This is a genomic window from Shouchella phoenicis, from assembly GCF_047238345.1.
Lineage (GTDB): Bacteria > Bacillota > Bacilli > Bacillales > Bacillaceae_D > Shouchella.
This window is the reverse complement of record NZ_JBDFMQ010000001.1, coordinates 108,941-131,187: the sequence shown is the minus strand read 5'-3', so window position 1 is coordinate 131,187 and position 22,247 is coordinate 108,941. Positions and strand designations below refer to the sequence as shown.

Sequence of the window (22,247 nt, the reverse complement as noted above, 5' to 3'; positions counted from 1 at the left end):
TCCTAAAGCCATAGAACAAGACATGCCAATACAATACTAACGGATAGTGCGAAGGAATCTTTTCCTTGCCATTTTTTCTGTTTCCATATTGTATAGGCGCCTCGACTACTGTAGCCTCTGGCCTCCATTGCTTCTCCTAATTCTTCTGCTCGTTTCAATGCACGAACAAGGAGCGGGACAAGCAAAGGAATAAACAACTTGATTCGATTTTTTATAGATGTTTTATAACAAATATACCCTCTTGTCCTTTGCGCTTGTTGAACGAAGTGTAGTTCATCACGCAAAATTGGAATAAAGCGTAAGGAAATAGACACCATCGTTGCTAGATCTCTTACCGGAACGCGAAGATTTTTTAATGGGTTTAATAGTGACTCGATCCCTTGTGTTAATTGATAAGAACTTGTAGTTGCTGTCATGACAATTGCAATGAGAAACAGCATGAGCGTTCGCCACATAAATAGACTAGCCATCATTACACCTTCATCGGTAATAGAAAGAGGCCCGATTGAAAACAGAACTTGTCCCTCTTGAATAACAACAACTTGAAAAAGTGAAAACACGAGTAGAAAAATAACTACTGGCATTAATGATCGGCCGATTACTTTTACCGGAAGTCGACTAGAACCGATTAAGAGGCCAACTAAAAGTGACACTACAAGAATGGACTCTATTGACGTAACAAAGAATAACACAAGTGCAAATAAAAAGGTGCTAATAAGTTTTACTCTTGAATCAAGAGCATGAATGATCGAATCTTTTTCGATATAATCGCCAACAACCAAGGAACCTCTACTTGCCATCTGCTTGATTCCTCGCATTTTTTAGCCATGAGGTCGCAATCCACTCTGCCACTTCTTCAGGTGTACTTAAGAAAGGGACCGATGCCTTCTCATGAATCATTTTGTGGGCAAATGCCATTGTACGAGGATATGGTACATTTCCGCTTACGAGTACATCAGCTGTTTTGCCAACGCCAACAAGCTTTCCTTCGCTTAACGCAATACAGTAGTCGCAATATAAAGCGACATCTTCCATGGAGTGAGTCACCATCCATATGGTTGCACGCTCTTGTTGCTGGTAACGTCGAAACACATCCATCATCCCATGCTTTAATTTAGGATCAAGTCCTGATGTTGGTTCATCCAATATCAACAGCTTAGGTCTCATAATTAATATGGCAGCGATAGCCACTCGTCGCATTTGTCCACCTGATAAATGAAAGGGCGAGCGCTTTAAAATAGATGGATCTAATTCGACCATATCGATGATGTCAGCCACTTTTTTTTGAATACACTCTTTCCGCTCACCTTTAAGCTGTAAACCAAAAGCTAACTCTTCGTAGACGGTATCAGCAAATAACTGCTGCTCTGGATATTGAAACACATACCCAATTTCGTCTAACAATCGTACGTGTTGATGGTCATGAATATTTTCACCGTTAACAAACACAGTACCATTCGTTGGCTCTAGTAAACCACTTAATAATTGAGCAAGTGTAGATTTGCCTGACCCAGTCTTACCAACTACCGCTGTAAAACTGAGCTTGGGGATATGAAGATTAATTGTTTGCAGAGCATATCGTTGTGTTGTTTGTCTTGTTGTGTACTGGTAACTTACGTTTTTAAAGCAAACCTCCATAATGCATCACATAGCTCCTCATCCGATGTTATGGCGTTCTGATTTACATGTATCCCTTTAGCGTTGAGATGCTCCATTAACGTATAAAGGAATGGACCTTCAAGACCTAAATTCTCCATGGTCTCTGAATCGTGTAGTAACGGTAAGAGCGAACCATCAAAACGAATTTCCCCATCCACTAATCCAATGATACGTGTACATTCTGCCACTTCTTCCGCGTCGTGGGTTATCGTTAAAATCGATGTTCCCTCTTGCTGCAGTTGATCCATATACCGCAAAATGTCTTTTCGTCCTTCTGGGTCAATCATGGCAGTGGCTTCATCTAAGATTAACCACTTTGGTTCAAGAACAAGAATCCCAGCCAATGCTACACGCTGCTTTTGTCCACCAGATAATTCATTTATTGACCGGCTTCGTAAATGATGAATACCTAGCATTTTTCCATATGTGTCAATTCGCTCGCTAATTTCACTTGCTTGAACAGCTTGGTTTTCTAAACCAAAGGCTAAATCATCTTCCACAATTGGACGCACCATTTGATTATCTGGATTTTGAAATAAGAAACCGATGTCAGCTCCACGGATATTGTTGCTAAAGTTTATCGAGCCTGTTGTTGGTGTGAGTAAGCCTTTTATTAGCTTTCCAAGTGTTGATTTACCAGAGCCACTTTTGCCAATAATTGCAACCCGTTCGCCTTCATAAAGGGTGAGCGAGATTTGCTTAATGATCGATTTTTCATTTTTGTACGAGAAAGAAACGTCTTTTATGTCGAGCATCTAGCAGATTCCTTTCTAAAACAAAAAAGGGCATAGAGTGAAGAAAGCTTCTTGCTTCCATAATCTCCTGCCCTTAATCGCCGCTTACATGAGTTCTTTATACAAACTCAATAATTGCCATTGGTGCACCGTCTCCGCGACGAGGACCAACTTTAAGAATGCGTGTATATCCACCTTGACGCTCTTCAAAGCGAGGCGCAATCTCAGCGAATAGCTTTTGGATTGCGTCTTGACCATTTTCTTCGTTTGCAACTTCTTTACGTACGAAAGATGCTGCTTGACGACGAGAATGAAGGTCTCCACGTTTACCTAATGTCACCATTTTTTCAACGAGTGGACGCAATTCTTTTGCTTTAGCTTCAGTCGTTTCAATACGCTCATTAATAATTAAATCTGTTACTAAATCACGTAGCAACGCCTTACGTTGTGAACTTGTACGACCAAGTTTTGCGTATGCCATGCTATATTCCCTCCTTTAACCCAAAAAAACAATTATTCTTCGTTACGAAGCCCGAGACCTAACTCGCCTAGCTTCTCTTGTACTTCTTCTAGAGACTTACGTCCAAGGTTACGAACTTTCATCATGTCTTCTTCTGTTTTATGCGTAAGCTCTTGTACCGTATTGATACCAGCACGCTTTAGACAGTTATAAGAACGAACAGAAAGATCAAGCTCTTCAATCGTCATCTCCAAGACTTTTTCTTTTTGGTCTTCTTCCTTCTCAACCATGATTTCCGCATTTTGTGCTTGATCCGTTAAGCCTACGAAAATATTTAAATGCTCTGTTAGGATTTTCGCTCCAAGAGATACTGCTTCTTCAGGGCGAGTGCTTCCATCGGTCCATACATCAAGGGTTAGTTTATCATAGTTTGTGACTTGCCCAACACGTGTATTTTCAACTTGATAGTTTACACGCGCCACTGGTGTATAGATCGAGTCAATTGGAAGAACGCCAATTGGCTGGTCGTCGCTTTTATTTCCATCAGCAAGGATATATCCTCGACCGCGTTTTGCCTGAAGGCGCATGCGGAACGATGCTCCTTTTGTAAGCGTAGCGATATGAAGCTCAGGATTTAAAATTTCTACATCACTATCATGAGTCAAGTCTCCAGCTGTAACATCGCCTTCACCTTGAACATCAATTTCAAGTGTTTTCTCATCATCCGAGTAAATCTTTAAAGCTAGTTTCTTTAGGTTCAAAATGATCGTTGTAACGTCTTCCACGACACCCTCAATTGTTGAGAATTCGTGTAGGACACCGTCAATTTGAACTGAAGATACAGCTGCACCAGGAAGCGATGATAGTAGAATGCGACGTAAGGAGTTTCCTAGTGTTGTTCCATAACCACGTTCAAGGGGCTCAACAACAAACTTGCCGTATGTTGCATCTTCACTAACTTCAACCGTCTCAATATTCGGCTTTTCAATTTCAATCATTAAACAAACCCTCCTTCAAAACGTCGAACTCTGGTAAACACAAGGATTGCCCAAAGGACAATCATTAAGCCTTCCCATGAGCAATGCCTATTAGTCTAACCTTCATTGTCTAATAGATCTCGTCTTATCCATTATAGACACTACTAAGAAATCTATACAATGATTGATTTTATTATACTCTGCGACGTTTCGGCGGGCGACAGCCGTTATGAGGAACAGGTGTTACGTCTTTGATCATGTTAACCTCTAAACCAACTGCTTGTAATGAACGGATAGCCGCTTCACGACCAGCTCCAGGACCTTTAACAGACACCTCGATTACCTTCATGCCGTGCTCCATTGCTGTTTTCGCAGCAGTTTCAGCCGCCATTTGTGCAGCGAAAGGAGTAGACTTACGAGAACCTTTAAATCCTAAAGCACCAGCACTTGCCCAAGAGATTGCATTACCATGCGTATCAGTGATCGTCACAATTGTGTTATTGAACGTTGAGCGAATGTGAGCCATTCCTGTATCAATATTTTTCTTTTGACGACGCTTTGGACGAGTATTCGTTTTCTTAGCCATATGATTTGTTCCCTCCTATCTATTTTTTCTTGTTCGCTACTGTACGAGCTGGACCTTTGCGCGTACGAGCGTTGTTTTTTGAATTTTGTCCACGAACGGGCAATCCACGACGATGACGGATTCCACGGTAGCTTCCAATTTCAATTAGACGCTTAATGTTTAGAGATACTTCACGACGAAGATCCCCTTCAACTTGAAAACTTTCAACAGCTTCACGGATACGACCAAGTTCTTCCTCAGTCAAATCGCGAACACGTGTATTCTGATCAATACCAGCAGTTTCAAGAACTCTCGCTGCTGTTGATTTACCAATACCGAATACGTACGTAAGTGAAATTACAACGCGCTTATCGCGTGGAATGTCAACACCTGCAACACGTGCCATAGGCTCGGCACCTCCTTATCGTTTAGCCTTGTTTTTGTTTATGCTTTGGATTTTCGCAAATTACCATGACATTGCCTTTACGGCGAATAACTTTACATTTTTCACAGATCGGTTTTACCGACGGTCTTACCTTCATTGTATAAACCTCCTTGTGTACGGAGAGTGTTTTTTATTTATAGCGGTACGTAATTCTTCCACGCGTTAGATCATAAGGAGAAAGCTCAATTGTCACTTTATCACCAGGCAAAATGCGGATAAAGTGCATACGAATTTTCCCAGATACATGCGCAAGAATTTTATGACCGTTCTCAAGTTCAACACGAAACATTGCGTTTGGAAGTGGCTCGATAACCGTACCTTCAACTTCAATAACGTCTTCTTTCGCCATGGGTAGTTTCCTCCCTTCGAGTTAGATGCTAACAAATCCAGAACTACACAGACATTCTATCTTACCTGAAAACTTATGCTTTCGTCAAGATTTCATACCCGGTTTCTGTAATTGCAATCGTATGCTCAAAATGGGCACAATTTTTCTTATCTACAGTTACGACAGTCCAATTATCAGAAAGTGTTTTTACATATCGACTACCTGCATTAATCATTGGCTCAATCGCAAGTACCATACCGGGCTTTAAGCGCGGTCCTTTTCCTGGAGGTCCGTAATGAGGAATTTGTGGATCCTCATGTAAGTTTTGACCAACACCGTGGCCAACATACTCACGAACAACAGAATATCCAAGAGGTTCAACATGAGATTGAATCGCATGTGAAATATCCGACAAGCGATTGCCTGGTCGAGCTTGCTCTAAGCCTTTATAGAGCGACTCTTCCGTCTCATCAAGCAACTGTTGATCTCCCTCTTCAATCGAACCGACCCCATACGTCCATGCGGAATCGCCATGGTAGCCATTATAATATGCGCCTATATCTAAGCTAATAATGTCACCATCTTCAAGCACTCGATTACCAGGAATGCCGTGCACCAACTCTTCGTTTACGGAAGCACAAACGCTACCTTTAAACCCCCCATAACCTAGGAAAGAAGGTGTTGCATCATGTGAACGAATAAACGTTTCAGCAATTGAATCGAGTTCACCAGTCGTAATACCTGGTTTGATATATGGTTTCAAGTGAGCATGTGTCAGTGCCACAATACGCCCAGCCTGTCTCATAATTTCAAGTTCACGTTCTGTTTTTATTACAATCATGCATGCGTCTCCGCTAGTAATGCTTCGATATCTTTATAGACAACATTAATATCTCTATTACCGTCAATATGCTTTAGATAACCTTTTGACTCGTAAAAGTCAATTAATGGCTGTGCTTGTTGTTGATTCACTTCTAGACGTTTCTTAACCGTCTCCGGTTTATCATCATCACGTTGAATCAACTCACTACCATCTACATCACATTTTCCTTCAACCTTTGGTGGGTTGTAAAGAAGATGATACGTTTTACCAGAAGTTGGCGAAACGCGACGTCCCGTTAATCGCTCAATGAGTAATTCTTCAGGAACATGGATATTTAACACATAATCGAGTTCTTTATCCAGAGATGAAAGAATCTCTTCAAGACCTTCTGCTTGTGCAATGGTTCTCGGGAAGCCATCTAGTAAAAAACCTTTTTCACAATCTTTTTGTGAAAGACGTTCTTTTACGATTCCGATTGTTACTTCATCCGGAACAAGACCACCAGCATCCATATATGATTTTGCTTTTAATCCAAGCTCTGTTTCATTTTTCATCGCAGCGCGAAACATATCACCAGTTGAGATATGCGGTAAGCCGAATTGATCAACGATTTTTTCTGCTTGTGTACCTTTTCCGGCACCAGGCAATCCCATTAAAATTAAGTTCATTTTAAATCCCCTTCCTGCAAGTTCTAGAAAAGATGAACGGAGGAGGGCAAGACCCAATTCCGCTCTCTTTAGTTGATAAATCCTTTATAAGATCGTTTTATTAACTGACCTTCAATTTGCTTCATCGTATCAAGGGCAACCCCAACGATGATCAGAAGCCCAGTTCCACCAATCTGAACTTGAGGTGGGAGATCTAAAAGAGCAATAAAGACAACCGGGATTGTTGCAATGGTAGCTAAGAATAATGCACCAACGAACGTTAACCGGTATAAAATCCGTGTAATAAACGTTTGTGTCGCTTGACCAGGACGAATGCCCGGAATATATCCACCTTGTCTCTTTAAATTGTCGGCCATTTTTTCTGGATTTACTTGCACAAACGTATAGAAATACGTGAATGCAACAATCAGAAGTACAAAAATCGATCCGCCAATTAAAGTTCCAGGAACAAAGTTTTGGACAATCCAATTTGCCCAAGCACTGTCTTCCGCTCCAACAAACGTTGCGATTGTGGATGGGAAGTAAAAGAGTGCAGAAGCAAAAATGACTGGGATAACACCTGCCGCGTTTACCTTAATTGGTAAATGCGTAGATTGTCCGCCAACAGGACTACGATTAACAACGCGTTTTGCATATTGCACAGGAATTTTACGTAGTGCTTGTTGCACATAGATCACACCGATAATAATAAGTAAAACAATAATCGCCAACAGTGCCACAGTAACGATTGCTAAGAATAGCTGATCGCCTGCTCCTTCAATTTCCGAAACATACAACGTATTTAACATATTTGGTACACCTGCTGCGATACCGGCAAAGATAATGATAGAGATTCCATTTCCAACACCATGTGCTGTAATTTGTTCACCCACCCACATTAGAAATGCCGTACCAGCAGTCAGCACCATGGCAATGTAAATGTACGTCATTGGACCAGGATTCACAATTAAATCAACTGAGCCTGTTGCGGCCATAGAGTTAAAACCGATGGACATGGCAATAGCTTGAACAAAACCTAAAACGATCGTTCCATAACGAGTAACCTGTGTTAGCTTTTTTCGACCAGCCTCACCTTGCTTCGCCCACTCAGCAAACTTCGGTACCACGTCTAGCTGTAAAAGCTGAACGACGATGGATGCTGTAATGTAAGGCATAATCCCCATCGCAAAAATCGAGAAGTTACTTAATGCTCCACCACCGAAGGTATCAAGAAAACCGAACGCATTCGCTTCTCCAAATAGCATGTCAAGTGCATCACTATTTGTACCTGGTACTGGAATAAATGTACCAACTCGAAATACGATAAGCATCAAAAGCGTAAAGATGATTTTGCGACGTAAATCTCTCACACGGAAGATGTTGGAGATCGCCTTAAACATTAAACCACCTCGGTTGTTCCGCCAGCAGCTTCAATTGCTTTTACTGCAGATGCAGAGAACTTGTTTGCTTTAACAGTCAAGTTTTTATCTAAGCTGCCATTTCCTAACACTTTAATACCGTGTTTTACATTCTTAACTGCTTTTGATTCAATTAAGAGTTCAGGAGTAACTTCTGTTCCTGCTTCAAAACGGTTTAGTACATCAAGGCTAACAACCGTGTATTCTTTACGGTGAATGTTCGTAAAACCACGTTTTGGTAAACGACGATAAAGTGGATTTTGACCACCTTCAAAACCAAGTCTTACGCCACCACCTGAACGTGCTTTTTGACCTTTGTGTCCTTTACCAGAAGTTTTTCCGTTACCAGAACCAATTCCGCGACCTACACGATTACGGACTTTGCGTGAACCTTCTGCTGGTTGTAACTCATGAAGTTTCATGCTTCCTACACCTCCTCGTTGCTAAAAATCATCTATTTACGCGTCAATTTCGCTTACAGTTACTAAGTGTTTTACTTTGTTAACCATTCCGCGAATTGCTACGTTATCTTCTTGTACTACAGTTTGGTGCATTTTACGTAAACCAAGTGTGTTTACTGTCACGCGTTGATCGCTAGGACGGCCGATCAAGCTACGTGTAAGGGTGATTTCTAATTTCTTTGCCATCGTAATCCCTCCCTTAACCTAACAGTTCTTCTACGGATTTGCCACGTAGTTTCGCTACTTCTTCAGCGCGTTTAAGGCTAGTTAAACCTGTAAGTGTAGCACGAACCATGTTAATTGGGTTGCTTGAACCTAGAGACTTAGAAAGAATGTCACCAACACCAGCAAGATCAAGTACAGCACGTACAGGACCACCGGCGATAACTCCAGTACCTTCTGAAGCTGGCTTAAGCAATACGCGTCCAGCACCAAAACGTCCAACAATTTGGTGTGGGATTGTTGTATTAACAAGCGGTACTTCAATTAAGTTTTTCTTTGCATCTTCAACAGCTTTGCGGATTGCTTCAGGTACCTCCTGAGCTTTCCCCATTCCAAAGCCGACGTGACCGTTTTTGTCTCCAACTACAACAAGTGCAGCAAAGCGGAAACGACGACCACCTTTAACAACCTTAGCGACACGGTTGATCGTGACGACTTTTTCTTCAAGTTCCAAAGTATTTGGATCGATTGAACGCATAAAAAGGTTTCCCTCCTTCGTTTTTAGAATTTCAGACCTGCTTCGCGAGCTGCATCTGCAAGCTCTGCAACGCGTCCGTGATATAAATACCCTCCACGGTCAAACACGATTGTTTCGTGTCCCGCTTCGATCGCACGTTTTGCAACGGCTCCACCAACTTGGCGAGCTGCTTCTTTATTTGAACCCTTTTCGATCTTCAATTCTTTATCAAGTGATGAAGCTTGAGCAAGAGTCACACCATTCACGTCGTCAATTAGTTGAGCGTAAATGTGCTTAGAAGAACGGAATACGTTTAAACGTGGACGCTGCGGCGTACCGCTTAAAGTGCGGCGTACGTGAGCGTGTCTTTTCTTACGGCCTGTATTTGAGTTAGGCTTCGTAATCATGAGACGTCATTCCTTTCTTTGTCGATACTAATTATTTACCAGTTTTACCTTCTTTACGACGCACATACTCGCCTTCGTAACGAATACCTTTACCTTTATAAGGCTCAGGCTGACGTACAGCGCGGATGTTAGAAGCAAGTGCACCAACACGTTCCTTGTTAATTCCTCTAACAATTACTTTTGTGTTAGATGGCACTTCAATTTCTAGACCTTCTTCAGGTGTAATTTCAACTGGGTGAGAATAACCAACGTTAAGCACAAGCTTATTGCCAGATTTTGAAGCACGGTAACCGACACCGTTCAGTTCAAGTGCGCGCTCAAATCCTTTTGTTACTCCTTCAACCATGTTGTTTACATTCGCACGCATCGTACCATGAAGAGCGCGGTGCTCCTTATGATCAGATGGACGTTCGAAAGTCATTTCATTGTTTTCTAAGTTTACTTTAATATCTTGGTGAAGCTCACGGCTTAATTCACCTTTTGGTCCTTTAACAGTACAAAGGTTACCATCTAAAGAAACTGTAACTCCCTCAGGAATTGTAATAGGTTTCAGTCCAACTCGAGACATTTGTAGTACACCTCCATTTCAATTAAGCTTTATTACCAAACGTAAGCGAGAACTTCGCCGCCGATTTGTTGTTGACGCGCTTCTTTATCAGTTAGTAAACCTTTAGAAGTCGACACGATTGCAATCCCAAGACCACCTAATACGCGAGGTAGTTCCGTTGATTTTGCATAAACACGTAGTCCTGGTTTAGAAATACGTTTTAGACCAGTAATAACACGTTCGTTTGATGTTCCGTATTTCAAAAAGATACGAATAACACCTTGTTTATTATCTTCAATGTACTCATAATCGCGAACAAAACCTTCACGCTTAAGAATTTCAGCGATTTCCTTCTTCACCATAGAAGCAGGAAGCTCAAGTTTCTCGTGACGTACAAGATTCGCGTTACGAATACGAGTTAGCATATCTGCAATTGGATCCGTCATGACCATAGTTAATTACCTCCTTCCCAATCGATTTACCAGCTTGCTTTTTTCACACCAGGAATTTGCCCTTTATAAGCAAGTTCTCTGAAGCAAATACGGCAAAGTTTAAATTTACGCAACACTGAATGAGGACGTCCGCAACGCTCACAACGAGTATAAGCTTGAACGTTATACTTAGGTGTGCGCTTTTGCTTTGCAATCATAGATTTTTTTGCCAACGTGTTCCCTCCTCTTCTTTAAGAGATTATTTTTGGAACGGCATGCCTACTTGTGTAAGTAATTCACGCGCTTCTTCATCTGTTTGAGCAGTTGTTACAATAACAATATCCATACCACGGATTTTATCAACTTTATCGTAGTCGATCTCCGGGAAAATTAGTTGTTCTTTCACGCCAAGCGTGTAGTTTCCACGACCGTCGAATGCTTTTTTAGAAATCCCACGGAAGTCACGTACACGTGGAAGTGAAACGGAAACCAATTTATCCAAGAAGTCATACATACGCTCTCCGCGCAGTGTAACTTTTGCTCCGATTGGCATACCTTCACGTAACTTAAAACCAGCGATTGATTTTTTCGCTTTCGTGATAACAGGCTTTTGACCAGTGATCTGTTGAAGTTCTTCAACCGCTTTGTCTAAGACTTTAGCGTTTTGAACAGCTTCACCAACACCCATGTTCACAACAATTTTTTCAATCTTTGGCACAGCCATCACAGAAGAATAGTTAAACTTCTCTGTTAGAGATGAAACAATCTCGCCTTGATATTTTTCTTTCAAACGATTCATTTAGGTTGGTCCTCCTTTCACCTTACTGACTACTTGATGATTTCGCCAGATTTTTTTGCTACACGCACTTTTTTACCATCTTCATCTTTAAAACCTACACGCGTACGCTCTCCTGTTTTAGGATCAATAAGCATAACGTTAGAAGAATGAATTGGTGCTTCTTGATCAAGAATTCCACCTTGTGGATTATCTTGTGAAGGTTTTGCGTGTTTCTTCACCATGTTAATTCCTTCAACAAGCACACGGCTTTTTTTCGGGTAAGCTTCAAGGATCGTCCCTTGCTTCCCTTTGTCTTTACCAGCAATAACGATTACTGTATCGCCTTTTTTGACATGCATCACTTTTGCACCTCCCTGAGTAAACATCGATTGATCTCTTTATTCCGAACGAAACTTATAGTACCTCAGGAGCAAGAGAAACAATTTTCATAAACTGTTTGTCTCGAAGTTCACGTGCTACCGGACCGAAGATACGAGTACCACGAGGACCCTTATCGTCACGTACGATTACAGCTGCGTTCTCATCAAACTTAATATACGAACCGTCGTTACGGCGAACACCGCTTTTAGAGCGAACGATTACAGCGCGAACAACTTCGCCTTTCTTAACAACGCCACCTGGTGTTGCTTGTTTTACCGAACAAACAATTACATCACCAACGTTAGCTGTCTTACGTCCAGAACCACCAAGAACTTTAATACAAAGAACTTCACGCGCTCCAGAGTTATCAGCAACTTTTAAACGGCTTTCTTGTTGAATCATACTGTTTTACCTCCCTTCAACCGTAGCCTATTAAATAATAATAGCTTCTTCTACAATTTCTACTAAACGAAAACGTTTATCTTTTGAAAGTGGGCGAGTTTCCATGATACGTACGATGTCGCCTACTTTTGCAGTATTTTCTTCATCATGTGCTTTGAACTTCTTTGAGTACTTTACACGTTTACCATAAAGGCGATCGACCTTGTATGTTTCAACAAGAACACTAATCGTTTTTTCCATTTTGTCAGAAACGACACGACCTTGGTAAACTTTACGCTGATTGCGGTCCATGCAGCAAACCTCCTTTTTTAGCCGTTGTTAATTCCGAGCTCACGTTCACGCAAAACAGTTTTTGCACGAGCAATACCTTTGCGGACTTCACGAATGCGAACTGGGTTTTCAAGTTGCCCAGTTGCTAGTTGAAAGCGTAGGTTGAAAAGCTCTTCTTTTAGAGTTTGCGTTTTTTGTTCGATTTCAGCAGTGGTTAAGTTACGGATATCAGTTGCTTTCATTTGAGTCACCACCCACTTCTTCACGTTTTACGAATTTACATTTAATAGGCAACTTATGAGAAGCAAGACGTAAAGCTTCACGAGCTACTTCTTCAGGTACGCCTGAGATTTCAAACATGATCTTACCAGGTTTTACAACGGCAACCCAACCTTCTGGAGCACCTTTACCTGAACCCATTCGAACTTCTAGTGGCTTAGCAGTGTAAGGCTTAGATGGGAAAATCTTAATCCAAACTTTACCGCCACGTTTCATATAACGAGTCATTGCAATACGAGCTGACTCAATTTGACGGTTTGTGATCCAAGACGCTTCAAGCGCTTGTAAACCATATTCACCGAAATGTACTTCTGTACCGCCTTTCGCACGACCACGCATTTTTCCGCGGTGTTCACGACGATATTTAACGCGTTTAGGCATTAACATGTTTAGTTGCCTCCTTCCTCTTTGTTCGTTCCTTTCGCTGGAAGGACTTCACCACGGTAAACCCAAATTTTCACACCGATTTTTCCGTATGTTGTATCAGCTTCAGCTGTACCATAGTCAATATCAGCACGAAGTGTGTGAAGTGGAACTGTTCCTTCGCTATAATGCTCAGCACGAGCGATATCTGCGCCACCAAGACGACCAGATACTTGTGTTTTGATTCCTTTAGCGCCTGAACGCATTGTGCGTTGGATCGCTTGTTTCATTGCACGACGGAAAGAAATACGATTCTCTAATTGACGAGCAATATTTTCAGCAACTAATTTCGCATCAAGATCAGCTTGCTTAATTTCTGAAATGTTAATGTGTACTCTTTTACCTGTAAGTTGGTTTAAAGATTTACGTAAAGCTTCAACTTCTGAACCGCCTTTTCCGATCACCATTCCTGGCTTGGCAGTAGAAATTGTGATATTCACACGGTTCGCAGCGCGTTCGATTTCTACTTTAGATACTGATGCATCTTTTAAACGGCCTTCAACGTGCTCACGGATTGAAATGTCTTCATGAAGTAGATCAGCATAGTCTTTTTTGCTAGCGTACCACTTTGAGTCCCAATCACGAATAACGCCAACGCGAAGTCCGATAGGATTTACTTTTTGACCCATGTGTTATCCCTCCTTCTTTTCTGATACAACCAATGTAATGTGGCTCGTACGTTTGTTAATCCGGCTTGCACGACCTTGTGCACGCGGACGGAAACGTTTAAGCGTGACGCCTTCATCAACGAAAGCTTCTGAAATAACGAGATTATTCGGCTCCATTTCGTAGTTGTGCTCTGCATTCGCAATCGCGGAGTTAAGAAGCTTTTCAACTACTGGAGAAGCAGATTTAGGTGTATGCTTTAAGATTGCAATCGCTTCGCCGACTTGTTTTCCACGAATAAGATCGATCACAAGACGAACTTTACGAGGCGCAATGCGAACCTGTTTAGCAACAGCTTTAGCTTGTTCCATGAGAGTGGTCCTCCTTTCTTACTTAACGTCTTGTTTTCTTATCTGCGGCATGCCCTTTATACGTACGTGTAGGAGCAAATTCACCAAGTTTGTGTCCAACCATATCTTCTGAAACATATACCGGTACGTGCTTACGTCCATCATAGACAGCGAAAGTGTGTCCAATAAAGTCAGGGAAGATAGTAGAACGACGAGACCAGGTTTTTACAACTCTTTTCTCGCTTGTTTCGTTTAGTGCTTCAACCTTTTTCATCAAGTGATCATCAACGAAAGGTCCTTTTTTCAAACTACGGCCCATGTGAGTGCCTCCCTTCGAGATTCGACCACGGTTCTAAATGAGAACCGTAGACAAACCACGTTATTTTTTACGACGACGTACGATGTACTTGTCGGAGTGTTTGTTTTTCTGACGCGTTTTGTATCCAAGAGTTGGTTTACCCCATGGAGACATTGGTGACGGACGACCAATTGGCGCTTTACCTTCACCACCACCGTGTGGGTGATCGTTAGGGTTCATTACAGAACCACGAACTGTTGGACGAATACCTTTCCAACGAGAACGTCCAGCTTTACCAATGTTGATAAGCTCGTGTTCTACATTTCCAACTTGACCAATTGTTGCACGACAAGTTGAAAGGATGTAACGAGTTTCACCAGAGTTCAAACGTACTAATACGTACTGACCTTCTTTACCAAGAAGTTGAGCTTCCGTACCAGCAGAACGAACTAACTGACCGCCTTTTCCAGGGCGAAGTTCAATGTTATGAATCACAGTACCTACAGGAATATTGATAAGTGGTAACGTGTTACCTACTTTAATATCCGCTTCAGAACCAGACTCAATCATTGCTCCTACTTTTAAACCTTTTGGTGCCAAGATATAACGCTTTTCACCATCAACATAGTTAATTAATGCGATATTCGCAGAACGGTTTGGATCGTATTCGATCGTAGCAACGCGACCTGGAATTCCATCTTTATTACGCTTAAAGTCAATAACGCGGTATTGACGCTTATGACCGCCACCTTGGTGACGAACAGTTAAACGACCTTGGTTGTTACGTCCACCTTTATTGTGTAGAGGCGCAAGTAACGACTTTTCCGGTTTGTCTGTAGTAATCTCAGCAAAATCTGATCCACTCATGTGACGACGTCCGGCACTGGTCGGTTTATACTTTTTAATAGCCATGTTCAGTTCCCTCCTCCTCTAAATTCTTACGCTTCAAAGAAGTCTAGTTCTTTACTATCTGCTGATAGTTGAACGACTGCTTTCTTGCGTTTTGGCGTAAAGCCTGTGAAACGACCGAATCGCTTAGACTTTCCTTTATAGTTGACTGTATTGACGCTGTTAACCTTCACTTCAAAGATTTCTTCAATCGCATCTTTGATTTGAGATTTGTTCGCGCGAACATCTACGTCAAACGTGTACTGTTTATTTTCCATTAAGTCAGCAGACTTCTCAGTAATAATAGGGCGCTTAATGATATCACGTGCGTTCGACATTACGCAAGCACCTCCTCTACCTTTTCGACTGCGTCTTTAGTGATGACAACTTTATCATGCTTAAGCAAGTCTAAAACGTTGACGCTGTCAGCTGTAAGGAAAGTAACACCTGGTAAGTTACGAGCAGATAGAGCTACATTTTCATTGTAATCAGCTGTTACAATCAATGCTTTTGAATCTACTGATAAACTCGCAAGTACTTCCTTCATAGATTTTGTTTTGATCGCTTCAAATGAAAGATTATCAAGAACCACTAATTCTGAACCTTGTACTTTAGAAGACAAAGCAGATTTAAGTGCTAAGCGACGAACTTTCTTTGGAAGCTTGTAGCTGTAGCTACGTGGAGTTGGTCCAAATACAACGCCACCGCCAACCCATTGTGGGGAACGGATAGAACCTTGACGCGCACGTCCAGTTCCTTTTTGACGCCATGGCTTTCTTCCACCACCACGAACTTCAGAACGACCTTTTGTTTTATGCGTACCTTGACGTAAAGACGCTTGCTGCATGATAACTGCATCATGTACAACACTGTTATTTGGTTCAATCCCAAATACTGCATCAGCAAGTTCGATATCTCCAACTTGAGAACCTGTTTGGTTAAAAACTGTAACTTTTGGCATTCGAATGGCCTCCTTTCTATAACATTAAGCTTTAACTGATGATTGAACAGTTACGTAGCTTTTCTTTGCTCCTGGAACGTTTCCTTTTACTAGAAGAAGATTACGCTCTTCATCTACACGAACGATCTCTAGGTTTTGGATTGTGATTTGCTCTCCACCCATACGTCCAGGTAATAATTTACCTTTAAATACGCGGTTTGGCGCTACAGGTCCCATTGAACCTGGGCGACGGTGGTAACGAGAACCGTGAGTCATAGGTCCACGAGATTGGTTATGGCGTTTGATTGCACCTTGGAAACCTTTCCCTTTAGATGTACCTGTTACATCAACGACTTCTCCTGCTGCAAATGTTGTTACGTTAATCGCTTGACCAACTTCTACCTCGTCAAGTTTAACGTCACGGATTTCCTTGATGAAGCGCTTAGGCGTTGCTTCTGCTTTCGCTGCATGACCCGCTTCTGGTTTGTTAGGCTTTTTCGCATCAGCAAAGCCGATTTGAATCGCTTCATATCCATCTGATTCAATTGTCTTCTTTTGAAGAACGACGTTTGGCTCAGCTTGAATTACTGTTACAGGAATTGCTTCACCGTTTTCAGCAAATACTTGAGTCATACCAATTTTTCTTCCTAAGATTCCTTTGGACATCCGTTACACCTCCTATTAAATATATAAATTTTATTTTAGCTTATAGCTTAATTTCGATATCAACGCCAGATGGTAGATCTAAGCGCATTAAAGCATCCACAGTTTGTGGTGTTGGATTCACAATGTCAATTAGACGTTTGTGCGTACGCATTTCAAACTGCTCACGAGAATCTTTGTACTTGTGAACTGCTCGTAATACTGTGTATACAGATTTCTCAGTTGGAAGTGGAATCGGTCCTGATACGCTCGCACCTGAACGTTTTGCCGTTTCAACAATCTTCACAGCTGACTGGTCTAGCACACGATGATCATACGCTTTTAAACGAATACGAATCTTTTGCTTTGCCATGATAGCCCTCCTTTTTCGCCCATTTTATAAAATAGACATACTCCGCGGAAATTTCCTCACCCTCCCATGGCAAAGGGGCCGGGTGTGTCAGCAACCTTCCGCATCATCGCTGTCAAACATGCCACACATAATAATTGTATTTCTAGTATAAGAACAAAGAAACGCACCTATCGGGGCACACTTTTACTATTATATAGACTAATGCCTATGAATGCAAGGGGTTATGCTGTTTTTTTTCAAAAGAAAAAGAGGACGAAATAAATCCGCCCTCTTTTTTATTTATTACTTCTGGATTGTAGCTACAACGCCAGCGCCTACAGTACGGCCACCTTCGCGAATTGAGAATTTAGTACCTTCTTCAAGTGCGATTGGAGCGATTAGCTCAACAGTCATTTCAATGTTATCACCAGGCATTACCATTTCAGTACCTTCTGGTAATTGGCAGATACCAGTTACGTCAGTTGTACGGAAATAGAATTGTGGACGATAGTTAGAGAAGAATGGAGTGTGACGTCCACCTTCTTCTTTAGATAGAACGTAAACTTCAGCTTTGAAGTTTGTGTGTGGCGTGATTGTACCAGGCTTAGCTAGTACTTGTCCACGTTGGATATCTTCACGAGCTACCCCACGAAGAAGCGCGCCGATGTTGTCGCCAGCTTCAGCGTAGTCAAGAAGCTTACGGAACATTTCTACACCTGTTACAGTTGTAGATTTTTTCTCTTCTTCGATACCAAGGATTTCAACAGTATCACCAACGTTAAGTTGTCCACGCTCTACACGACCAGTAGCAACTGTTCCACGACCAGTGATTGAGAATACGTCCTCAACAGGCATCATGAATGGCTTATCTTTATCACGCTCTGGAGTTGGGATATATTCGTCAACAGCGTTCATAAGCTCAACGATTTTTTCTTCCCACTCAGCTTCACCTTGAAGGGCTTTAAGAGCAGAACCTTGGATAACTGGAGTGTCATCACCAGGGAAGTCATACTCAGAAAGAAGGTCACGTACTTCCATTTCTACTAGTTCAAGTAGCTCTTCGTCATCTACCATGTCACATTTGTTTAAGAATACAACAAGGTAAGGTACGCCTACTTGACGAGAAAGAAGAATGTGCTCACGCGTTTGTGGCATTGGACCATCAGCAGCAGATACTACTAGGATTCCGCCGTCCATTTGCGCAGCGCCAGTGATCATGTTTTTAACATAGTCAGCGTGACCTGGGCAGTCAACGTGTGCATAGTGACGAGTATCAGTTTCATATTCAACGTGTGCAGTAGAAATTGTAATTCCACGCTCACGCTCTTCTGGAGCACCATCAATTGCGTCATACGCCATTGCTTGGCCTTTACCAGAACGCTTAGCAAGTACAGTTGTAATTGCAGCAGTTAAAGTTGTTTTACCATGGTCAACGTGTCCAATTGTACCGATATTGGCATGTGTTTTGGAACGATCAAATTTTGCTTTAGCCATGATTCATTTCCTCCCTTAAATACAGTTAATTTTTTTATTCATAAGAAAGGTAGCTGACTAGCAGCCAATTCCCTTCCTAGCTTACAATAAATCATCACTCAAAACAACGCGGAAGCATTATGCTCCAGTTTGCTTTTTAATGATTTCTTCAGATACACTCTTAGGCACTTCTTCGTAGTGATCAAAGAACATAGAATACGTTCCACGACCTTGCGTACGAGAACGAAGGCTTGTTGCATATCCAAACATTTCAGCAAGTGGAACAAACGCCTTAACGATTTGTGCATTCCCACGAGCTTCCATACCTTCAACACGTCCACGACGAGCTGTTACATCACCCATAATGTCACCCATGTATTCTTCAGGGATAACAATCTCAACTTTCATTAGAGGCTCAAGAAGAGCTGGGCTACATTTTGATTTTGCATTTTTCAATGCCATAGAAGCAGCAATCTTAAATGCCATCTCAGACGAATCGACATCATGGTAAGAACCATCATAAAGTTTCGCTTTAAGATCAATTACAGGGTATCCAGCAATCATACCATTATCTAGCGCTTCCTCAATACCTGCTTCTACAGAAGAGATATATTCACGAGGTACCGCACCACCGACAATCGCATTTTCGAATTCAAATCCAGCGCCTTCTTCGTTTGGAGAGAACTCAACCCAAACGTGACCAAATTGTCCACGACCACCAGACTGACGTACGAATTTACCTTCAACTTTAGCAGACTGACGAATCGTTTCACGGTAAGATACTTGTGGTGCACCCACATTCGCTTCTACCTTGAACTCACGCTTCATACGATCAACAAGAATGTCTAGGTGAAGTTCACCCATACCACCGATAATCGTTTGACCAGTTTCTTCATCAGTATGCGTTTTAAACGTAGGATCTTCCTCTGCTAGTTTAGCAAGAGCAATACCCATTTTATCTTGGTCTGCCTTTGATTTAGGTTCAACAGACAAGTGGATAACTGGATCAGGGAACTGCATGGATTCTAAGATTACAAGGCTCTTTTCATCACATAGAGTATCACCAGTTGTTGTATCTTTCAAACCTACTGCAGCCGCAATATCGCCTGAGTATACAGTTGCAATCTCTTCACGAGAGTTTGCGTGCATTTGAAGGATACGTCCAACACGCTCACGCTTGTCTTTTGTCGCATTACGAACATAAGAACCAGAGTTAAGCGTACCAGAGTAAACACGGAAGAACGTTAGTTTACCAACGAATGGATCAGTCATAACCTTAAATGCTAATGCAGAGAAAGGTTGATCATCACCTGGCTCACGTGTTACTTCTTCTTCAGAATCTGGCACGTGTCCGCGAATTGCAGCAACATCAAGAGGAGATGGTAGGTAATCAAGAACCGCATCAAGAAGCGCTTGAACACCTTTGTTTTTGAAAGCTGAACCACAAATTACAGGGTAAAATTCTACATTGACTGTACCTTGACGGATAGCCGCTTTAATTTCATCCTTTGTTAATTCTTCGCCTTCAAGATATTTCATCATTAACTCTTCATCTAGCTCAGCAACTGCTTCAACTAATGATTCACGCATTTTTTTAGCTTGCTCTTCATACTCAGCAGGGATGTCTGTTACTTCCCAATTTTGACCAAGATCATCTTTAGAGATGTGCGCAGTCATTTCAATTAAGTCAATAAATCCAGAAAACTCATCTTCTGCACCGATTGGCAATTGAATTGGGTGAGCATTTGCTTGCAAACGATCACGTAACGTTCCTACTGAATACATAAAGTCTGCACCTGTTTTATCCATCTTGTTGACGAATACAATACGAGGTACACCATATGTTGTTGCTTGACGCCATACAGTTTCTGTTTGCGGTTCAACACCAGATTGTGCATCAAGTACCGCAACTGCCCCATCAAGTACACGTAAAGAACGCTCTACTTCTACCGTAAAGTCTACGTGTCCAGGAGTATCAATGATATTGATACGGTGGTCTTTCCACTGTGCTGTTGTCGCAGCAGACGTGATTGTAATACCACGCTCTTGCTCTTGCGCCATCCAGTCCATTTGAGAAGCACCTTCGTGTGTTTCACCAATCTTATGCACACGACCTGTGTAGAACAAAATACGTTCAGTAGCGGTTGTTTTACCGGCATCAATGTGAGCCATGATGCCGATATTACGTGTATCTTTTAAGGAGAATTCTCTTGCCATAGTAACGTTCTCCTTTCAACCTTGAATTTTAAAATCTTACCAACGGTAGTGAGCAAACGCTTTGTTCGCTTCTGCCATTTTATGCATATCTTCACGTTTCTTAACAGCTGAACCAGTGTTGTTCGCTGCATCAAGAATTTCGTTAGCAAGACGCTCTTCCATTGTCTTTTCGCCACGAAGACGTGAATAGTTTACTAACCAACGTAAACCTAATGTTGTACGACGGTCAGGTCTAACTTCAACCGGTACTTGATAGTTTGAACCACCAACACGGCGAGCTCTAACTTCAAGAACTGGCATGATGTTTTTTAATGCTTGATCGAAAACTTCCATAGGTTCGTTTCCGCTACGCTCTTTAACAAGATCAAAAGCATTATATAAAATCGTTTGAGCTGTTCCACGCTTCCCGTCAACCATGATGCGGTTGATGAGGCGGGTTACAAGCTTGGAATTATACATTGGATCAGGTAATACATCACGACGTGGTACTGGACCTTTACGAGGCATGTGTCCCCCTCCTTTCACCGATTATCCTTATTAGTTTATTACTTTTTCTCTTTTGGTCTCTTCGTTCCGTATTTAGAACGACCTTGCATACGGTTTTGAACTCCCGCAGTATCAAGTGCACCACGAACGATGTGGTAACGTACCCCTGGTAAGTCTTTTACACGACCTCCACGAATAAGTACAACACTGTGCTCTTGCAAGTTGTGTCCAATTCCTGGGATGTATGCAGTAACCTCAATTGAGTTCGTCAAACGTACACGAGCATATTTACGAAGAGCCGAGTTCGGTTTCTTCGGTGTCATTGTACCAACACGCGTGCACACCCCACGTTTTTGTGGTGAAGATACATTTGTTTGTGCTTTTTTGAAGCTATTGTATCCTTTGTTAAGTGCAGGCGAGTCAGACTTTTTCACTTTGTCTACGCGACCTTTACGAATTAACTGGTTAATAGTAGGCATTTTTGTTTCCTCCCTTCCCTTATTTTAAGACCACCGATCCAGGTGGTTCATGTTTAGGCAAAAGAATAAGTTGTCTTGATCACTCAAAACAAACTTTCTATTTCCTTAACGCTACAGTGGCTGCACCGACTTCAATTCCACATGCTTTACCAAGCCGTTTCATTGAATCGACATATACGACCGCAACATCTGTATCAATAGCAGCACCGACGACCTCTTGCTTTATACGCGGATCGGCATCGTTTGCCACGTACAGCTCTTTAATTAAACGAGCGTGTAGTGCTTTTAGTGTCTGTTTTCTTCCGATCACTCGATCTTTCGCCTGTTCTACTTTTTCATAAGACATTGTCATACCTCCAAAGCAGCAGACTATCAGGCACACTTTGATATAGTATCACCGCG

38 protein-coding genes are annotated in these 22,247 nt (G+C 41.9%); all 38 read right to left on the bottom strand.

Going from position 1 to position 22,247, the window contains the following annotated elements; translation table 11 throughout:
- Nucleotides 1-2: 2 nt before the first annotated feature.
- On the bottom strand, nucleotides 3-800 hold the full coding sequence (locus tag ABC361_RS00750; protein WP_413072225.1) for an energy-coupling factor transporter transmembrane component T family protein: 798 nt from the start codon (nucleotides 798-800) through the stop codon (nucleotides 3-5).
- Nucleotides 790-1,638, bottom strand: a complete 849-nt coding sequence (locus ABC361_RS00745; protein ID WP_413072224.1) for an ATP-binding cassette domain-containing protein — start codon at nucleotides 1,636-1,638, stop codon at nucleotides 790-792. Before ABC361_RS00745 ends, ABC361_RS00750 begins: the two co-directional genes overlap by 11 nt.
- Entirely contained in the window at nucleotides 1,614-2,414 is an 801-nt protein-coding gene (locus ABC361_RS00740) for an ATP-binding cassette domain-containing protein (RefSeq protein WP_413072223.1), read from the bottom strand. The genes ABC361_RS00745 and ABC361_RS00740 overlap by 25 nt, the downstream gene beginning before the upstream one ends.
- A 97-nt stretch (nucleotides 2,415-2,511) precedes the next feature.
- A complete protein-coding gene (rplQ, locus tag ABC361_RS00735) occupies nucleotides 2,512-2,874 on the bottom strand; it encodes a 50S ribosomal protein L17 (RefSeq protein WP_099305423.1) in 363 nt (120 codons plus the stop codon).
- Between the two features lie 32 nt (nucleotides 2,875-2,906).
- A complete protein-coding gene (locus ABC361_RS00730; protein ID WP_099305425.1) occupies nucleotides 2,907-3,851 on the bottom strand; it encodes a DNA-directed RNA polymerase subunit alpha in 945 nt (314 codons plus the stop codon).
- Nucleotides 3,852-4,023: 172 nt separating this feature from the next.
- A complete protein-coding gene (rpsK, locus tag ABC361_RS00725; protein ID WP_099305427.1) occupies nucleotides 4,024-4,416 on the bottom strand; it encodes a 30S ribosomal protein S11 in 393 nt (130 codons plus the stop codon).
- A 19-nt stretch (nucleotides 4,417-4,435) separates the two neighbouring features.
- Nucleotides 4,436-4,801 carry a 30S ribosomal protein S13 gene (gene rpsM, locus ABC361_RS00720; protein ID WP_413072222.1) on the bottom strand — a complete coding sequence of 122 codons (366 nt, stop codon included), beginning with the start codon at nucleotides 4,799-4,801 and terminating at the stop codon, nucleotides 4,436-4,438.
- Between the two features lie 22 nt (nucleotides 4,802-4,823).
- Nucleotides 4,824-4,937 (bottom strand): 50S ribosomal protein L36, encoded by a 114-nt coding sequence (gene rpmJ / locus ABC361_RS00715; protein WP_003333770.1) that lies wholly within the window; start codon nucleotides 4,935-4,937, stop codon nucleotides 4,824-4,826.
- A gap of 33 nt (nucleotides 4,938-4,970) precedes the next feature.
- Nucleotides 4,971-5,189 carry a translation initiation factor IF-1 gene (gene infA, locus ABC361_RS00710; protein ID WP_035395681.1) on the bottom strand — a complete coding sequence of 73 codons (219 nt, stop codon included), beginning with the start codon at nucleotides 5,187-5,189 and terminating at the stop codon, nucleotides 4,971-4,973.
- A gap of 73 nt (nucleotides 5,190-5,262) precedes the next feature.
- Nucleotides 5,263-6,009: a type I methionyl aminopeptidase gene (map, locus tag ABC361_RS00705; protein WP_413072221.1), complete on the bottom strand. Its 747-nt coding sequence runs from the start codon at nucleotides 6,007-6,009 to the stop codon at nucleotides 5,263-5,265.
- The gene (locus tag ABC361_RS00700) at nucleotides 6,006-6,659 is read right to left on the bottom strand and encodes an adenylate kinase (RefSeq protein ID WP_413072220.1); all 654 of its coding nucleotides are present in this window, start codon (nucleotides 6,657-6,659) and stop codon (nucleotides 6,006-6,008) included. The genes map and ABC361_RS00700 overlap by 4 nt, the downstream gene beginning before the upstream one ends.
- Before the next feature lie 68 nt (nucleotides 6,660-6,727).
- Entirely contained in the window at nucleotides 6,728-8,038 is a 1,311-nt protein-coding gene (gene secY, locus ABC361_RS00695; RefSeq protein ID WP_413072219.1) for a preprotein translocase subunit SecY, read from the bottom strand.
- Nucleotides 8,038-8,478, bottom strand: a complete 441-nt coding sequence (rplO, locus tag ABC361_RS00690) for a 50S ribosomal protein L15 (protein WP_413072218.1) — start codon at nucleotides 8,476-8,478, stop codon at nucleotides 8,038-8,040. The genes secY and rplO overlap by 1 nt, the downstream gene beginning before the upstream one ends.
- Before the next feature lie 36 nt (nucleotides 8,479-8,514).
- Nucleotides 8,515-8,703: a 50S ribosomal protein L30 gene (rpmD, locus tag ABC361_RS00685; protein ID WP_099305439.1), complete on the bottom strand. Its 189-nt coding sequence runs from the start codon at nucleotides 8,701-8,703 to the stop codon at nucleotides 8,515-8,517.
- Between the two features lie 13 nt (nucleotides 8,704-8,716).
- A complete protein-coding gene (gene rpsE, locus ABC361_RS00680; RefSeq protein WP_099305441.1) occupies nucleotides 8,717-9,217 on the bottom strand; it encodes a 30S ribosomal protein S5 in 501 nt (166 codons plus the stop codon).
- A 23-nt stretch (nucleotides 9,218-9,240) separates the two neighbouring features.
- Nucleotides 9,241-9,603, bottom strand: coding sequence for a 50S ribosomal protein L18 (gene rplR / locus ABC361_RS00675; protein WP_413072217.1), 363 nt, complete (start codon nucleotides 9,601-9,603; stop codon nucleotides 9,241-9,243).
- Nucleotides 9,604-9,634: 31 nt separating this feature from the next.
- Entirely contained in the window at nucleotides 9,635-10,171 is a 537-nt protein-coding gene (gene rplF / locus ABC361_RS00670; RefSeq protein WP_413072216.1) for a 50S ribosomal protein L6, read from the bottom strand.
- Nucleotides 10,172-10,203: 32 nt separating this feature from the next.
- Nucleotides 10,204-10,602 carry a 30S ribosomal protein S8 gene (gene rpsH, locus ABC361_RS00665; protein WP_035395667.1) on the bottom strand — a complete coding sequence of 133 codons (399 nt, stop codon included), beginning with the start codon at nucleotides 10,600-10,602 and terminating at the stop codon, nucleotides 10,204-10,206.
- 26 nt (nucleotides 10,603-10,628) lie between these two features.
- Complete coding sequence (locus tag ABC361_RS00660; protein WP_011245027.1) at nucleotides 10,629-10,814, bottom strand: type Z 30S ribosomal protein S14; 186 nt, start codon at nucleotides 10,812-10,814, stop codon at nucleotides 10,629-10,631.
- 26 nt (nucleotides 10,815-10,840) lie between these two features.
- Nucleotides 10,841-11,380, bottom strand: a complete 540-nt coding sequence (gene rplE / locus ABC361_RS00655) for a 50S ribosomal protein L5 (protein WP_413072215.1) — start codon at nucleotides 11,378-11,380, stop codon at nucleotides 10,841-10,843.
- A gap of 29 nt (nucleotides 11,381-11,409) precedes the next feature.
- Complete coding sequence (gene rplX / locus ABC361_RS00650; RefSeq protein WP_413075692.1) at nucleotides 11,410-11,718, bottom strand: 50S ribosomal protein L24; 309 nt, start codon at nucleotides 11,716-11,718, stop codon at nucleotides 11,410-11,412.
- A gap of 55 nt (nucleotides 11,719-11,773) precedes the next feature.
- Nucleotides 11,774-12,142 carry a 50S ribosomal protein L14 gene (rplN, locus tag ABC361_RS00645; protein ID WP_099305449.1) on the bottom strand — a complete coding sequence of 123 codons (369 nt, stop codon included), beginning with the start codon at nucleotides 12,140-12,142 and terminating at the stop codon, nucleotides 11,774-11,776.
- A 30-nt stretch (nucleotides 12,143-12,172) separates the two neighbouring features.
- Nucleotides 12,173-12,433 carry a 30S ribosomal protein S17 gene (gene rpsQ / locus ABC361_RS00640; protein ID WP_099305451.1) on the bottom strand — a complete coding sequence of 87 codons (261 nt, stop codon included), beginning with the start codon at nucleotides 12,431-12,433 and terminating at the stop codon, nucleotides 12,173-12,175.
- Between the two features lie 17 nt (nucleotides 12,434-12,450).
- Entirely contained in the window at nucleotides 12,451-12,654 is a 204-nt protein-coding gene (gene rpmC / locus ABC361_RS00635) for a 50S ribosomal protein L29 (protein ID WP_035395658.1), read from the bottom strand.
- A complete protein-coding gene (gene rplP / locus ABC361_RS00630) occupies nucleotides 12,641-13,078 on the bottom strand; it encodes a 50S ribosomal protein L16 (protein ID WP_099305453.1) in 438 nt (145 codons plus the stop codon). Before rplP ends, rpmC begins: the two co-directional genes overlap by 14 nt.
- A 2-nt stretch (nucleotides 13,079-13,080) precedes the next feature.
- Nucleotides 13,081-13,743 carry a 30S ribosomal protein S3 gene (gene rpsC, locus ABC361_RS00625; RefSeq protein ID WP_099305455.1) on the bottom strand — a complete coding sequence of 221 codons (663 nt, stop codon included), beginning with the start codon at nucleotides 13,741-13,743 and terminating at the stop codon, nucleotides 13,081-13,083.
- Nucleotides 13,744-13,746: 3 nt separating this feature from the next.
- Nucleotides 13,747-14,091, bottom strand: a complete 345-nt coding sequence (gene rplV, locus ABC361_RS00620) for a 50S ribosomal protein L22 (RefSeq protein WP_035395652.1) — start codon at nucleotides 14,089-14,091, stop codon at nucleotides 13,747-13,749.
- Nucleotides 14,092-14,113: 22 nt separating this feature from the next.
- Nucleotides 14,114-14,389 carry a 30S ribosomal protein S19 gene (gene rpsS / locus ABC361_RS00615; RefSeq protein WP_099305457.1) on the bottom strand — a complete coding sequence of 92 codons (276 nt, stop codon included), beginning with the start codon at nucleotides 14,387-14,389 and terminating at the stop codon, nucleotides 14,114-14,116.
- A 60-nt stretch (nucleotides 14,390-14,449) separates the two neighbouring features.
- A complete protein-coding gene (gene rplB, locus ABC361_RS00610) occupies nucleotides 14,450-15,280 on the bottom strand; it encodes a 50S ribosomal protein L2 (RefSeq protein ID WP_099305459.1) in 831 nt (276 codons plus the stop codon).
- Between the two features lie 26 nt (nucleotides 15,281-15,306).
- Nucleotides 15,307-15,594, bottom strand: a complete 288-nt coding sequence (rplW, locus tag ABC361_RS00605; protein WP_413072214.1) for a 50S ribosomal protein L23 — start codon at nucleotides 15,592-15,594, stop codon at nucleotides 15,307-15,309.
- The gene (gene rplD / locus ABC361_RS00600) at nucleotides 15,594-16,217 is read right to left on the bottom strand and encodes a 50S ribosomal protein L4 (RefSeq protein ID WP_413072213.1); all 624 of its coding nucleotides are present in this window, start codon (nucleotides 16,215-16,217) and stop codon (nucleotides 15,594-15,596) included. The genes rplW and rplD overlap by 1 nt, the downstream gene beginning before the upstream one ends.
- Before the next feature lie 24 nt (nucleotides 16,218-16,241).
- The gene (gene rplC / locus ABC361_RS00595; RefSeq protein ID WP_413072212.1) at nucleotides 16,242-16,862 is read right to left on the bottom strand and encodes a 50S ribosomal protein L3; all 621 of its coding nucleotides are present in this window, start codon (nucleotides 16,860-16,862) and stop codon (nucleotides 16,242-16,244) included.
- A gap of 40 nt (nucleotides 16,863-16,902) precedes the next feature.
- The gene (gene rpsJ, locus ABC361_RS00590) at nucleotides 16,903-17,211 is read right to left on the bottom strand and encodes a 30S ribosomal protein S10 (protein ID WP_099305467.1); all 309 of its coding nucleotides are present in this window, start codon (nucleotides 17,209-17,211) and stop codon (nucleotides 16,903-16,905) included.
- A gap of 282 nt (nucleotides 17,212-17,493) precedes the next feature.
- Nucleotides 17,494-18,684, bottom strand: coding sequence for an elongation factor Tu (gene tuf, locus ABC361_RS00585; RefSeq protein ID WP_413072211.1), 1,191 nt, complete (start codon nucleotides 18,682-18,684; stop codon nucleotides 17,494-17,496).
- A 117-nt stretch (nucleotides 18,685-18,801) separates the two neighbouring features.
- A complete protein-coding gene (gene fusA / locus ABC361_RS00580) occupies nucleotides 18,802-20,880 on the bottom strand; it encodes an elongation factor G (protein WP_413072210.1) in 2,079 nt (692 codons plus the stop codon).
- A 36-nt stretch (nucleotides 20,881-20,916) separates the two neighbouring features.
- Nucleotides 20,917-21,387: a 30S ribosomal protein S7 gene (rpsG, locus tag ABC361_RS00575; RefSeq protein ID WP_099305473.1), complete on the bottom strand. Its 471-nt coding sequence runs from the start codon at nucleotides 21,385-21,387 to the stop codon at nucleotides 20,917-20,919.
- Nucleotides 21,388-21,425: 38 nt separating this feature from the next.
- Entirely contained in the window at nucleotides 21,426-21,845 is a 420-nt protein-coding gene (gene rpsL, locus ABC361_RS00570) for a 30S ribosomal protein S12 (RefSeq protein ID WP_035421298.1), read from the bottom strand.
- Nucleotides 21,846-21,942: 97 nt separating this feature from the next.
- Nucleotides 21,943-22,191, bottom strand: coding sequence for a 50S ribosomal protein L7ae-like protein (locus ABC361_RS00565; protein ID WP_413072209.1), 249 nt, complete (start codon nucleotides 22,189-22,191; stop codon nucleotides 21,943-21,945).
- Nucleotides 22,192-22,247 lie beyond the last annotated feature (56 nt).